Consider the following 11,365-nt stretch of genomic DNA (forward strand, 5'->3'; position numbering starts at 1 on the left):
CGGCGCAAGACAAAAAGCGAACGCGCCGGCTCGGCGCGGCTTTCCCTCGGCGTGGTTTGCCCTCGGCGCGGCCTGCCCTCCGCGCGGTTTGCCTTAGCGCGACTTGCCCTTGAACGTGCGCGTGCCGCCCTTGCCCGCCGTGCTGCGCGGCCGCTCCGGGGCGGGGCGGCCGGCGCGGGGCTTGGCCTCGCCGCCGCCGAAATTATGCGGGCCCATCTCGTCGTCGGTCGGCTTGTGCGGGCGGCTCGCCGGCAGATTGGCGGCCGCGCCATATTTGCGCTCGCCGCGATAGCCGCCGCCCGCCGCCTCGACGTCATGCTGGCGGGCCATCGGATCGGCGCCGACGGCGAGCTCGGCCGCCTGGAGCCGCTTCAGCTCGTCGCGCAGCCGTGCCGCCTCCTCGAAGTCGAGGTCGGCGGCGGCGGCGCGCATGCGTTTTTCGAGGTCCGCCACGGTCGCCTGAAAATTATGGCCGATCAGCGCCTCGGGCGCGACGAGGCCCGAATCGACCGTCACATGATCGCGCTCATAGACCGAGCCAAGAATGTCCCTGATGCCGCGCCGGATCGACTCCGGCGTGATGCCATGCTCGGCGTTATAGGCCATCTGCTTTTCGCGGCGGCGCGCGGTCTCGGCCATGGCCCGCCGCATCGAGCCGGTCTCATGGTCGGCGTAGAGGATCACCTTGCCGTCGACGTTGCGCGCGGCGCGCCCGATGGTCTGCACCAAAGACGTTTCGCTGCGCAAAAACCCTTCCTTGTCGGCGTCGAGGATGGCGACGAGGCTGCATTCGGGGATGTCGAGCCCCTCGCGCAGGAGATTGATGCCGACCAGCGCGTCGAAGGCGCCAAGGCGCAGGTCGCGGATGATCTCGATGCGCTCGATCGTGTCGATGTCGGAATGCATGTAGCGCACGCGAATCCCGTGCTCATGCAGATATTCGGTCAGGTCCTCGGCCATGCGCTTGGTCAGCACGGTGACGAGGGCGCGATAGCCCTTGGCCGCGACCATCTTCACCTCGTCGAGCAGGTCGTCGACCTGGCTGCGCGCCGGGCGCACCTCGACCGGCGGGTCGATGAGGCCGGTCGGGCGGATGACCTGCTCGACGAACACGCCGCCGGTGCGCTCCATCTCCCAGGACCCGGGCGTCGCCGAGACATGCACCGTCTGCGGCCGCATCGCCTCCCATTCCTCGAAGCGCAGCGGACGGTTGTCGAGGCAGGACGGCAGGCGGAAGCCATATTCGGCGAGCGTCGCCTTGCGCCGGAAGTCGCCGCGATACATGCCGCCGATCTGCGGCACGGTGACATGCGATTCGTCGGCGAACACCAGCGCGTCGTCGGGCAGATATTCAAACAGGGTCGGCGGCGGCTCGCCGGGGAGGCGCCCGGTGAGATAGCGCGAATAATTCTCGACGCCGGCGCAGGAGCCGGTCGCCTCGAGCATTTCGAGGTCGAACAGGGTGCGCTGTTCGAGCCGCTGCGCCTCGAGCAGACGGCCGGCCCCGTAAAGTTCAACGAGCCGCTGCTTCAGCTCGGCCTTGATGCCCTTGATCGACTGCAGCAGCGTCGGGCGCGGCGTGACGTAATGCGAATTGGCGTAGATCTTGACGAATTCGAGGTCCTGCGTCTTCCTGCCGGTCAAGGGGTCGAACTCCGAGATGGAGTCGATCGAATCGCCGAAGAAATTGATCCGCCAGGCCCGGTCCTCGTAATGGGCCGGAAACAGATCGACCGTGTCGCCCCTGACGCGAAACACGCCGCGCGAAAAATCGCCGGCCGAGCGCTTGTAGTGCAGCGCGACGAGATCGGCGATGAGCTGGCGCTGGTCGATCGTCTCGCCGGCCTTCACCGTGAAAGTCATGGCTGTGTAGGTCTCGACCGAGCCGATGCCGTAGATGCACGAGACCGAGGCCACGATGATGACGTCGTCGCGCTCCAGCAGGGCGCGCGTCGCGGCGTGGCGCATGCGGTCGATCTGCTCGTTGATCGAGCTTTCTTTCTCGATATAGGTGTCCGAGCGCGGCACATAGGCCTCGGGCTGGTAGTAGTCGTAATAAGAGACGAAATATTCGACCGCATTGTCGGGAAAGAAGCTCTTGAACTCGCCGTAGAGCTGCGCGGCCAGCGTCTTGTTCGGCGCGAGGATCAGCGCCGGGCGGTTTGAGCGGGCGATGACGCTCGCCATGGTGAAGGTCTTGCCCGAGCCGGTGACGCCGAGCAGCACCTGGTCGCGTTCGCGCGCCTCGAGCCCGGCCACGAGTTCGTCGATGGCGGCGGGCTGGTCGCCCTTGGGCTCGAACTCCGAGACGAGCCTGAAGGGCACGCCGCCTTCGCTTTTTTCGGGGCGCGGCGGGCGATGCGGCGTCCAGGGCTTCTTTTCGCGCAGATTGGGATCGCCGCGCTCCAGAAGGTCCTTCAGCGATTCGATGGTGGCGACGGCGCCGGACAGACCGTCGCCGCGCGCCTGCGCCTTCGCCGGCGGATCGAGCGGCTTCAGCCCGAGGCTTGCGGCGAGGCTCGCGTCAACGCCGGCGCTCACGCCCGTGTGATAGGCCGCGGCGGTCTCGGCGACGCCGCCCGGGCGCTGGTTCAGCGCCGGATTGAGCAGGGCGGCGAGATGTTCGTCGAGCGGCCGAACCTCGGGCTTCGACGCTTTGGCGCGCGAGACGCGCGCCTTCGTTTTCGCGGGCGCGGCGGCGGAGGAGCGGGGCGGCTTCGGCATGGGCTCAATATGGGGCCGAACGCGCCGCGTGGAAAGGCGTGGCCGCGCGCCGCGCGTCAGAGCCGGCGCGAGACCACCCCGGCGAGCAGCGCGCCATAGGCGATGGCGAGCGCCCAGAAGCGGTTTGGCGCGACGTGATTGCCGATGAACGGAATGCGCCAGTAAAGGCTTGCGACGGCGAGGCCGGCCAGACTCATGGAGACGAGCAGGATCGGCCAGCCGGGCGGCGAGAGCTTGAGCAAGACAGGTCTTCCCTCGAATGAGCGGTGGGGAAGTTTTGGCGCCAAGCGGTTAAGAAAGGCCGCCGCCGTCGCCGGCCGCGTCGCCCGCCTCTTCGCCGATCTCCTGCGGCCGCCAGGCGTTTCGCGCCGCGCCGCGCCCTTCGGCGAGGAAGGAGGCGAGCGCCAGCAGCGCGAAGCCCGCGCCGGCGGCGCAGGCCGCGGGCCAGCCGCCCCAGGCGTAGGAGGCCGTCGACAGCGCCGAGCCGACCGCGCCGCCGCAGAAGAAGGACGCGATGAACAGCGCGTTGAGGCGGCTGCGCGCCGTCTCGCCGAGCGAGAAGAGCAGGCGCTGGCTCAGGATCAGATTGGCCGAGACGGCCATGTCGAGCACGATCGCGGCGGCCGCGAGGAGCAGGAGCGAGCGCAGCGCGACGCCGAGGAAGGCGAGCGCGAAGGCGAGCGCGCCGGAGAGAATCGCCGCGCCCATCAGCGGACGCGGCGGGCCTTTCGTCCGGCCGACGATCGGCGCCATGACCGCGCCGCCCGCGCCGATCAGCGCGAACAGCGCGACGCCCTGCTGCGTGAGGCCGAAGGCCGGGCTCGTGAGCGCCAGCGGAACCGCGGTCCAGAACAGGCTGAAGGCGGCGAACAGCGGCGCCTGCGCGCCCATGCGCCAGCGCAGCGCCGGCGTCTCGCGCAGGAGCCGGACGAGCGAGCGCATGGCCGCGCCATAGCTCAGCTCGGCTTTCGGCGCGCGGCGCGGCGCGGCCATGAAGAACACGGCGGAGAGCGTCGCCATGACGAGTCCCGAAGCGAGGAACACCGAGCGCCAGCCGAACCAGTGCGCATGGGCGCTCGCCGCCGGCCGCGACAGCATGATGCCGACCATGAGGCCGCTCATCACGTCGCCCACGACCTGTCCGCGCGTCGTCTCCGAAGCGAGCGAGGCGGCGAAGGGCACGATGATCTGCGCCGAGGCGCAGAACACGCCGACGAGCGCGGCGAAGGCGAGCGCGGTTGCGGCGGTGGGCGCGAGCGCAAGGCCGATCAGCGCCGCCGACGACGCGGCGAGGCAGGCCGAGACGAGGCGCCGGTTCTCGATGCCGTCGCCGAGCGGCGCGAGGAAAAGGAGCCCCGTCGCATAGCCGATCTGGGTGAAGGTGACGAGCAGGCCGACCGTCGCGGGCGACATGCCGAGGTCCGCGCCCATGTCGGCGGCGATCGGCTGGGCGAAATAGAGATTGGCGACGATGAGCCCGCAGGCCGCCGCGAAGAAAAGGGTGAGGCGGCGGGTCATCGGGCGCGCCGCGCCGGCAGGGCGGCTTCGACGGGATCGGCGTGGGGAGAGGCCATGGCGCGAATTATCGCCGAAACGCATTGCGGCGCAATATGGCCGCAGCCGCGCCCGGGCTCAAAACAGCTCGGGTTCGTCCATCGCCGCGGGCGTCTCGGCCGCGCCGCCGGCGAGCCGCGCGGCGAGGCCTGCGAGCGGAACGGCCGCGAGCGCCGCGCCTGCGTCGAACGCGCAGGCCGGCGCGTCGGCCGAAAGCCGCAGCAGAAACGCGCCAAGGGCGCCCGCCGTCTGGCGCATGGGGTCGAGATCCTGCAGGCCGCGCACGGCTTCGGCGCGCAGGCCGCCGCCGCCCGGCGCCGCAGTCTCGCCGACCGCGATCTCGCCGACATGGCCTTCGAGCGCGGCCAGCCGGTCCGCGAGGCGTTCGAGCTCCTCGCCGCAGCGGCGCAGCAGCGCGTCGAGCGGCGCGGCGGCGCCCGCAGGCCCGTCCGGCGGACGGCAGTCCGGGCGCAGGGCGCGTTCCTGGCGCGGGGCGCGCATGGTCATATCGGCCGTCGGCTCCAGCATGACAGGCCCCGCGCGCGTCAGAAGAACTCGACGGCGCCCGCCGCCTCATGGCGGCGCGGCGGCGCGGGGCGTGGAACCTCGGCCCGGTCGATGAAGCTCTGGCGCGCGCGCCCGCTCGTCGGCCAGAACTGGAGCCGCCGTCCCCTGTCCCCGCCAAGGCTGCCGCCGACGACGCGGACGCCCTCGCGGGCGAGGAAGCGCAGCGCGAAACCGGCGTTACGGGCGCCGACGTCGGACAGGCCGTCGAGCGGGCGGCCGCCGCCGAAGAGCTTGGCTTCGAGCCTTTCGCGCTTCGCGCCCTCGCGCAGCAGGCCGTTGACGAGCAGCTCCATCAGATGGACGGCGTCAGGATCGAGCGCGTCGCGCGGGGCGCCGGCCTCGACGCCTGGCAGCAGAAAATGGTTCATGCCGCCGATGCGCGCGAGCGGATCATGCAGGCAGGCGGCGACGCAGGAGCCGAGCAGAGTCGTCAGCGCGAGGTCCGGGTCGGCGCTCACATGGCTCTCGCCCTGGACGAGATGGAGCCGCCGCGCCGGCGCCGCGCCCGCCAGATCGACGCGCCGCGCGTCACGGCCCAGCGAAGGCGCCCTCATTTGAGCTTCCCGACGACCGCTTCGATCTGCGCCTTGAGCACCGGAATGGTGAAGGGCTTGGCGATGACGTTGTTGACGCCGAGCTTCTGGGCGCGTTCGATCATCTCCTTGTCGCCGCGTCCGGTGAGCAGGATGAAGGCGGATCTTCGGGTCGGCTCATAGCCGCGTACCGCCCGCAGAAAGGCGAGCCCGTCCATCTTCGGCATGTTGAAATCCGAGATGACGAGATGCGGATGCCTGGCCGTGACGAATTTGAAGCCCTGCTCCCCGTCGGCCGCCATCTCGATGTCTGACACGCCGAGCTCCTGCAGGCCGCCCCGGATCAGGAGGCGGCTGGTCAGCTGGTCGTCGACGATGAGCACGCGCAGGGCGGCTGCGAAGGGCATTTTCCACTCCTTACGCCGCAGCGGCGCGGCTTCTTGCGCCGCTGCGCGGCGGCTCCTTAACGTTGCGCCGCGGCGCGGCGGCGCGCCCGCCGGAGCGGCGGACGGTCCGCGCCGCGATCGCGGCCGTTTCAGCGCGCCGCGGTCGCGCGCAGGATTTCGGCGGCCATCATGGACAGCGAAACTTGCCTCTGGGTTGCGCCGATCTCGCAGGCCGCCTTCGGCATGCCGTAGATCAGGCAGGAGCTTTCGCTCTGGCCAAGCGTCGCCGCCCCCGCCCGGCGCATGGCGAGGAGCCCCTGCGCCCCATCCCGGCCCATGCCGGTCAGGATGGCGCCGAGCGCGTGCGCGCCCATCGCTTCGGCGATCGAATGAAACAGCGCGTCGACCGACGGGCGATGGCCGTTGACCGGCGCGGAGCGGACGAGGCGGCAGCGCGGCGGGGCGCCCGGCGCGACGACGAGATGGGCCTCCCCGCCCGGCGCGAGATAGACGCGTCCGGGCTCGATCGGCGCGCCGTCATGGGCTTCGCTGACCGCCGGCCGGCAGAGCCGGTCGAGCCGGCGCGCGAAGCTCCGCGTGAACGCTTCCGGCATATGCTGGGCGACGACGGTCGGCGGGCCGTTGTCGGGAAACTGCGACAGCACCGCGATCAGCGCCTCGACGCCGCCGGTCGAGGCGCCGATGGCGACGACGCGCCCGTCGCTGCGATAAAGCCGCTCCGGCTGCGCCGCGGCAAGACGGCGCGGCGCGGCGGGCCGCGGCCGGCGGCCGGCGGCGGCCTTCACCTTGGCGGCGAGCGCCGCGCCGAACGCCTCCTGCTCGCCGCAGCCCGGCTTGCCGATGCAGTCGAAGGCGCCCCTTTCGAGCGCGGCGACGGCGGCGTCCGCGCCCTGCGCGGTGAGGCTCGACACCATGACCACCGGGGTCGGGCGCAGCCGCATGAGCCTGTCGAGAAAGTCGAGGCCGTTCATCTTCGGCATCTCGACGTCGAGCGTCACCACGTCGGGGTTCGACGCCTTGATCGCTTCGCGCGCCTCATAGGGGTCGCCGGCCTCGCCGACCACCTCGATCGCCGGATCGCGTTCGAGCAGGGCGCGGATCAGGGCGCGCACGCTCGCCGAATCGTCGACCACCACCACGCGCGCCGCGCGCCCGGCCGGGCTCATGCGCGCGCTCCCCGCCTGAGCCTGAAATGGGTCACGCCCTCGGCCTCGAACAGGTCCGCCGCCGGGCCGACGAGCCGCTCGGAATGGCCGATGTACAGCCGGCCCTGCGGCGCGAGCATGGTCGGGAAACGGCTCCACAGCTGCATCTGCGTCTGCTCCTCGAAATAGATCGCCACGTTGCGGCAGAAAATCGCCTGGAACGGGCCTTTCATCGGCCATGGCCCGTTGAGGTTCAGTTCGCGGAAGGCGACAAGCGCGCGCGCCTCCTCGCCGACGCGCAGCAGCCGCTCGCCCGCCGCGCCCGGCGAGACGGGCTTCAGCCAGCGCTCGCGCAGCGCCGGCGGCGCGGCGGCGGCGAGGCGCTCGGGGTAGACGCCCTCGCGCGCCTCCTCGATCATGGTCGGGTCGACGTCGCTCGCGAGCACCCGCACGTCGAAGCGCCGCGCCTCGGGCATCAACGACAGTATGACCATCGCCATGGAATAGGCTTCAGGGCCGCAGGAGCAGGCCGACGACCAGAGCCGCACCCGCGCCCCGCGCCGTGCCGCCTCGACCAGCGGCGGCAGGACGACGCGCTCGAGATGGGCGAAATGATGCGGCTCGCGGAAGAAGCTCGTGACGTTGGTCGTGAGCGCCGCCAGCATGCGCTGGCGCTCGTCGACGCCGCGCCGCCCGCGCACCAGCGCGCAATAGTCGCGAAAGCTCGAAAGGCCGAGCGCGCGCAGCCGCCGCGCGAGGCGCGAATGGACGAGCGTCGTCTTCGACTCCGGCAGATGGATGCCGGCGTCCTCATGCAGCATGGCGGCGATTTCGCGGAAATCCTCCGCCGAGAGCGCGAACTCGGTCGCGGCGAGGCCTGGCGGCGTCGGGCCCGCGCTCACGCCGGCGCTCCGGCGTCCGCGCCCAGCACATGGTCGAGCGCGATGCGGCTGATCATGCGCCGCTCGACGGCGAGAACGCCGCGCACGAAGCTGCGCGCCGCCTCCGAGGCGACGTCCGGCGTCGGCTGGAGCTGCTCCTCCCGCACGCTCAGTATGTCGGAGACGGCGTCGACGAGCAGGCCGACGAGCTGTCGCCCGATCTGGGCGACGATGATCACATGGCGCGGCGTCGGCTCGGCCGGCGGAAAGCCGAGGCGCGCGGCGAGATCGACGATGGGCAGCACCGCGCCGCGCAAATTGACGACGCCGCGCACGAAGCCCGGCGCGTGCGGCAGCGCGGTCGCGGGCGTCCAGCCGCGGATCTCGCGCACGGACATGATGTCGACGCAGAATTCCTGCGCGCCGACGCGAAAGGCGATGAGCTCGCGCGCGCGGCCGGCGTCGTCCTTGCGCCTCGCCAGATTGACGGCGGGTTCGGTCATGGCTTCATCCTGCTGCGATAAGACGGTCTGCGGGCTCGACCTCGGCGCGGGCCGAGGCGACGACGGCGTCAACGTCGAGGATCAGCGCGACGCGGCCGTCGCCGAGAATGGTGGCCGCGGCGACGCCCGGCACATGCCGGTAATTGGCCTCGAGGCTTTTGATGACGACCTGCCGCTGACCCAGAATGGCGTCGACGAGAAGCACGCTGCGCGCCCCGCCCTCGGTCTCGACCAGCAGGGCGACGCCGGCCGCCGGGTCGGTCGGCTCGGCGCGGTAGCCGAGCTCGCGGCCGACGTCGATCAGCGGCGCGAACTGGCCGCGGATGGCGAGCACGCGCGCCGCGCCGCCAAAGCCATGCGCCTCGCCGGGCTTTGGCTGGAGCGTCTCGACGACCGCGGTCAGCGGCGCGACCAGCGTCTGGCCCGCGACCGTCACCACCATGCCGTCGAGCACGGCGAGCGTCAGCGGCAGGCTCATGACGAAGGTCGAGCCGCGCCCCGGGCGCGACTGGATCGAGATGCGCCCGCCGAGCGCCTGGATCGAGCGGCGCACCACGTCCATGCCGACGCCGCGCCCCGAAATGTCAGACACCTCCGACGCGGTGGAGAAGCCCGGCAGGAAGATCAGATTGTCGATCTCGTCGTCGGAGAGCGCGGCGTCGGGCGCGATGAGCCCCCTGCCCGCGGCGATGGCCTTGACGCGTGGGCGGTCGATGCCGGCGCCGTCGTCCGACACCTCGATGACGATGCGCCCCGAGCGATGCAGCGCGCAAAGCCGCACCACGCCCTCCTCGGGTTTGCCGGCGGCGCGCCGCGCCTGCGGCGACTCGAGCCCATGGTCGATGGCGTTGCGGATCATGTGCGTGAGCGGATCGGCGATGCGTTCGATCACGGTCTTGTCGACCTCGGTCGCCTCGCCCTCCATGACGAGCCGCGCTTCTTTGCCGGTCATCGCCGCGACCTCGCGCACGAGCCGCGGCATGCGCTGGAACACCGACTTCACCGGCTGCGCGCGGATCGCCATCACGCTGTCCTGGATTTCGCGCGTCAGCTGTTCGAGCTCGTCGAGGCCGCTCGCGACCTTCGAGGCGCGCGCGAGCCCTTCCTCCTGCACCCGCTGCGCCAGCATGGCCTGGTTGATGACAAGCTCGCCGACGAGATTGATGAGCCGGTCGACGCGGTCGAGATCGACGCGGATCGAGGGCGCGGGCTGGTCGGGCCGCGCCGGAGCGTCGGCCGGCGTGGCGGGCGCGGCCTCTTCGGGCGCGTCGGCGCGCCGGCGCGGGCCGGCTTCGAGCGCGGCGCGCTCGGCCTCGACCTCGGCCTGGAGGCGCGCGACGAGCGCGGCGACGTCCTCGACCGCCGGCTCCTCCTCGGCCGCCGCGTCGACGTCCTCAGTGATTTCGAGGTCGCAGTCGCCCTCGACGAAGTCGAAGATCTCCCGCGCCTCGTCCAGGCTTCGTTCAGTCTCGAGTTCTATGTCGAAGGTCAGATAAGCGCCCTCGGGATCGAGGTCGGGCAGCGGCGGCAGGGCGGAGGCGTCGCATCTTGCGCGCATCGCGCCGAGCGCGCGCAGCTCGCGCAACAGAAGGCCCGGCTCATTGGCCGCGGCGTAGAGCGAGGCGTGCGGGCGAAACCGCAGGCGCAGGCGCCGCCGCGCCGGCGCATCGTCGAACAGCGAGTCGTCCATCGGCACGGGAACGAAGACGAAGCCGTCCTCCTCCGCCGCCTCGCCGCCGGCGGCTTTTGACGGGGAAGCCTCCGCCTTCGGGCCGACCGCCGAAAGCTCCGCGCCCAGCGCCTCGAAGCGCGCCGGATCGGGCTCGCCTCCCTCGCGCGCGGCCCGCGCGAGGTCGGCGAGCGCGTCGGCGGCCCTCAGCATGAGGCGGACGAGCTCGGGCGCGGGCGCGACGCGTCCCGCCCGCAGATGGTCGAGCGCCGTCTCGAAACGATGCGCGAAGCGCACCAGAGCCTCGAGGCTGAACGCCCCCGCCCCGCCCTTGATCGAATGGACGGCGCGGAACACGGCGTTGACCGTCTCGGGATCGTCGTCGCCGTCGAGCATGGCGCCGAGCCCGGTTTCGAGCTCGGCGAGCCGCTCCTCGCATTCCTGAAAAAAGGTCTCCCTGATCGCCGCCATCGGGTCCATGGGCCGCTTCTCCGTTATGGACGTTCCGGCGGGCTAGCCGCACACGCGCCGCACCGCGGCGACGAGCTTTTCGGGATCGAAGGGTTTGACGATCCAGCCGGTCGCGCCGGCCTTTCGCGCGCGCTCTTTCTTCTCGGCGTCGCTTTCGGTCGTCAGCACGAGGATCGGGAGCGCGCGCCAGCGCGCGTCGGCGCGCGCCGCCTCGATGAAGCCGAAGCCGTCGAGACGCGGCATGTTGATGTCGGTGACGACCGCGTCAGGCGCCACGGCGGCGAGCGCCTCAAGCCCTCGCGCGCCGTCCTCGGCCCCGGTCACGGCGAAGCCCGCCCGCCGCAGCGCCAGAGCCAGCATGTCGCGCATGACGCGGGAGTCGTCGACGGTCAATATGGTTTTGGTCATATTCTGGTCTCACGGCTGTCGAGGTCGTCAGGGTCGACGCCGAAGCAGGCGAACGCTTCGAGCATCTCGGGCGAGGCGTCGACGAGGGCGAGGCGCGCCCCGTCCGCGCGCCAGGTCGCCGCCGCGGACAGCAGCGCCTGCAGGCACAGGCCGCCAAGGCGTTCGACGCGCGACCCGTCGATCAAAAGCTCGGCGCCGCGCGCCGCGAGGAGCTCGGCCGCGAGCGGCGCCGCGGCCATGAGGTCGAGCGTCGCCGCAAGCTCGACGATCTGCGCCGAAGGCGGAGCTTCGGATTGATTTCCGGGCGCGGCGGCCTGCCGGATGACGGTCATCAGAATTCCTCCCAGCCGTCTTCCGCCGGCGCCGGCTCGGGCCTGCGCAGCGCCGCCCCGGCCCGCGCGCCGACGGATCTCAGCTCGACTCTCGCGTCGCCCGCGCGGCGCGCGGGCCGGGGCGGCGCTGCGCAGGCCCGAGCCGGCGCCGGCGGAAGACGGCTGGGAGGA

General features: G+C 71.6%; 12 protein-coding genes. All 12 read right to left on the minus strand.

What is annotated here, in order from left to right:
• Nucleotides 1-93: 93 nt before the first annotated feature.
• The 12 genes from uvrB to ACILRB_RS06130 all read right to left on the minus strand — a co-directional run bounded on the left by uvrB (nt 94) and on the right by ACILRB_RS06130 (nt 11,194).
• A complete protein-coding gene (uvrB, locus tag ACILRB_RS06075) occupies nt 94-2,724 on the minus strand; it encodes an excinuclease ABC subunit UvrB (RefSeq protein WP_395665398.1) in 2,631 nt (876 codons plus the stop codon).
• Nucleotides 2,725-2,780: 56 nt separating this feature from the next.
• Entirely contained in the window at nt 2,781-2,966 is a 186-nt protein-coding gene (locus ACILRB_RS06080; protein WP_395665399.1) for a hypothetical protein, read from the minus strand.
• 49 nt (nt 2,967-3,015) lie between these two features.
• On the minus strand, nt 3,016-4,242 hold the full coding sequence (locus ACILRB_RS06085; protein WP_395665400.1) for an MFS transporter: 1,227 nt from the start codon (nt 4,240-4,242) through the stop codon (nt 3,016-3,018).
• Between the two features lie 114 nt (nt 4,243-4,356).
• On the minus strand, nt 4,357-4,785 hold the full coding sequence (locus ACILRB_RS06090; protein WP_395665401.1) for a hypothetical protein: 429 nt from the start codon (nt 4,783-4,785) through the stop codon (nt 4,357-4,359).
• A 38-nt stretch (nt 4,786-4,823) separates the two neighbouring features.
• Nucleotides 4,824-5,399: a chemotaxis protein CheD gene (locus ACILRB_RS06095; RefSeq protein ID WP_395665402.1), complete on the minus strand. Its 576-nt coding sequence runs from the start codon at nt 5,397-5,399 to the stop codon at nt 4,824-4,826.
• Entirely contained in the window at nt 5,396-5,785 is a 390-nt protein-coding gene (locus ACILRB_RS06100) for a response regulator (protein ID WP_395665403.1), read from the minus strand. Before ACILRB_RS06100 ends, ACILRB_RS06095 begins: the two co-directional genes overlap by 4 nt.
• A 128-nt stretch (nt 5,786-5,913) precedes the next feature.
• Nucleotides 5,914-6,951, minus strand: a complete 1,038-nt coding sequence (locus ACILRB_RS06105; RefSeq protein WP_395665404.1) for a chemotaxis response regulator protein-glutamate methylesterase — start codon at nt 6,949-6,951, stop codon at nt 5,914-5,916.
• The gene (locus tag ACILRB_RS06110) at nt 6,948-7,832 is read right to left on the minus strand and encodes a protein-glutamate O-methyltransferase (RefSeq protein WP_395665405.1); all 885 of its coding nucleotides are present in this window, start codon (nt 7,830-7,832) and stop codon (nt 6,948-6,950) included. Before ACILRB_RS06110 ends, ACILRB_RS06105 begins: the two co-directional genes overlap by 4 nt.
• A complete protein-coding gene (locus ACILRB_RS06115; RefSeq protein ID WP_395665406.1) occupies nt 7,829-8,314 on the minus strand; it encodes a chemotaxis protein CheW in 486 nt (161 codons plus the stop codon). Before ACILRB_RS06115 ends, ACILRB_RS06110 begins: the two co-directional genes overlap by 4 nt.
• Nucleotides 8,315-8,318: 4 nt before the next feature.
• Nucleotides 8,319-10,463: a chemotaxis protein CheA gene (locus ACILRB_RS06120; protein WP_395665407.1), complete on the minus strand. Its 2,145-nt coding sequence runs from the start codon at nt 10,461-10,463 to the stop codon at nt 8,319-8,321.
• Between the two features lie 33 nt (nt 10,464-10,496).
• Nucleotides 10,497-10,862 carry a response regulator gene (locus ACILRB_RS06125; RefSeq protein WP_395665408.1) on the minus strand — a complete coding sequence of 122 codons (366 nt, stop codon included), beginning with the start codon at nt 10,860-10,862 and terminating at the stop codon, nt 10,497-10,499.
• Nucleotides 10,859-11,194 carry an STAS domain-containing protein gene (locus ACILRB_RS06130; RefSeq protein WP_395665409.1) on the minus strand — a complete coding sequence of 112 codons (336 nt, stop codon included), beginning with the start codon at nt 11,192-11,194 and terminating at the stop codon, nt 10,859-10,861. The genes ACILRB_RS06125 and ACILRB_RS06130 overlap by 4 nt, the downstream gene beginning before the upstream one ends.
• Nucleotides 11,195-11,365: the final 171 nt, after the last annotated feature.

Origin of the sequence: Methylocella sp., assembly GCF_044226135.1 — a bacterium.
Lineage (GTDB): Bacteria > Pseudomonadota > Alphaproteobacteria > Rhizobiales > Beijerinckiaceae > Methylocapsa.

Coding starts and splice junctions, on each gene's coding strand:
- ACILRB_RS06095 (WP_395665402.1), bottom strand. CDS start 5,399: ATGAGGGCGCCTTCGCTGGGCCGTGACGCGCGGCGCGTCGATCTGGCG.
- ACILRB_RS06115 (WP_395665406.1), bottom strand. CDS start 8,314: ATGACCGAACCCGCCGTCAATCTGGCGAGGCGCAAGGACGACGCCGGC.
- ACILRB_RS06130 (WP_395665409.1), bottom strand. CDS start 11,194: ATGACCGTCATCCGGCAGGCCGCCGCGCCCGGAAATCAATCCGAAGCT.
- ACILRB_RS06090 (WP_395665401.1), bottom strand. CDS start 4,785: ATGACCATGCGCGCCCCGCGCCAGGAACGCGCCCTGCGCCCGGACTGC.
- ACILRB_RS06120 (WP_395665407.1), bottom strand. CDS start 10,463: ATGGACCCGATGGCGGCGATCAGGGAGACCTTTTTTCAGGAATGCGAG.
- ACILRB_RS06085 (WP_395665400.1), bottom strand. CDS start 4,242: ATGACCCGCCGCCTCACCCTTTTCTTCGCGGCGGCCTGCGGGCTCATC.
- ACILRB_RS06105 (WP_395665404.1), bottom strand. CDS start 6,951: ATGAGCCCGGCCGGGCGCGCGGCGCGCGTGGTGGTGGTCGACGATTCG.
- uvrB (WP_395665398.1), bottom strand. CDS start 2,724: ATGCCGAAGCCGCCCCGCTCCTCCGCCGCCGCGCCCGCGAAAACGAAG.
- ACILRB_RS06100 (WP_395665403.1), bottom strand. CDS start 5,785: ATGCCCTTCGCAGCCGCCCTGCGCGTGCTCATCGTCGACGACCAGCTG.
- ACILRB_RS06125 (WP_395665408.1), bottom strand. CDS start 10,862: ATGACCAAAACCATATTGACCGTCGACGACTCCCGCGTCATGCGCGAC.